We start from the raw sequence: 1,112 nt of genomic DNA on the forward strand, positions 1-1,112 counted from the left end.
TTAAAACAAAATTAAACGGAATGTCCCCTGTTATGTACAGATTACATTCCGCTTAAAATATTATTAAATTATTCCGTGTTTACGGGTTCAGGTCAATTATAAATCAAATAATAATGAACATAGCAAAAAATTGGCATTTTTAGCTTATAAATCCAATGTATATCAAGTTAGAATGTATGGTGTGTTTCTATTTGGATATTTATCATTAGATGAAGAAATTTTAAGATTTATGAGAGATGAAGTTTCCAAAGATGACAATTGGAGAGTTCAGGAAGTGTTGGCAAAGGCATTTGATGAATTTTGCAAGAAAATAGGATATGAAAAAGCACTCCCAATAATTGATGAATGGTTAGAAAATGAAAATCCGAATACGAGGAGAGCAGTAACAGAGGGATTAAGAATATGGACAAGTAGACCATATTTCAAAGAAAATCCGAATGAAGCTATTGAAAGATTAGTCAATTTAAAAGAAGATTCGAGTGAATATGTAAGAAAATCGGTTGGAAATGCTTTAAGAGATATTAGCAAAAAATTTCCAGAATTAATTAAAGCTGAACTCAATAGCTGGAAGTTGGAAAGCAAAGAAATAAATCAAGTGTATAAGTTAGCAAGTAAATTTATTGTATAACAAATTCAATTTATCTAACTAAAAAATTAAATGGAAATAGTACCTAAGGTGATAGAAATTAAAAACTCTATCGTCTTTTTTTATACTCAAAATTAGGAGGTTAAGTTGATAAGGATAAGAAGTCCCACTTAAAGCAATTTAATATATAAGACATTTAGCGATTGAAATATAAGTTCAGTCGCTTTTTTAATTGAAATTTTTAGATTAAGGAGAAGAAATCAATGGATAGAGAAATGATAAATATTAATGCAAATTTAGTTAAGGAAGCTGAATTTTCAGAATTTGAAAAGGATGGAGAAAATGTTCAAGTAGCAAATTTTTCTCTTGTAAAAAAATATGGCAAGGGCAAAGAATATACAAATTGCTCAGTATATGGAGAAAAGGTAGAGATTGTAAAAGAATTTGAAAAAGGAGATCTAATCCATGTCTTTGGATATTTCAAAGAAAACAAAAAAGGAGATAAGGTCTACAAGAATTTTATAGT

The 1,112-nt window shown here is 28.2% G+C and carries 1 protein-coding gene and 1 pseudogene; both read left to right on the top strand.

Annotated features, from left to right (window positions below; all coding sequences use genetic code 11):
- Positions 1-82: 82 nt before the first annotated feature.
- Positions 83-628 (top strand): annotated as a pseudogene (locus DES33_RS09575) (DNA alkylation repair protein); the annotation flags it as partial.
- A gap of 221 nt (positions 629-849) precedes the next feature.
- Positions 850-1,112, top strand: a 263-nt coding sequence (locus DES33_RS09580) for a single-stranded DNA-binding protein (protein WP_110058845.1), incomplete at its 3' end; no start/stop codon positions are given.

This window comes from Finegoldia magna, from assembly GCF_003182075.1.
Taxonomy (GTDB): Bacteria; Bacillota; Clostridia; order Tissierellales; family Peptoniphilaceae; genus Finegoldia; species Finegoldia magna.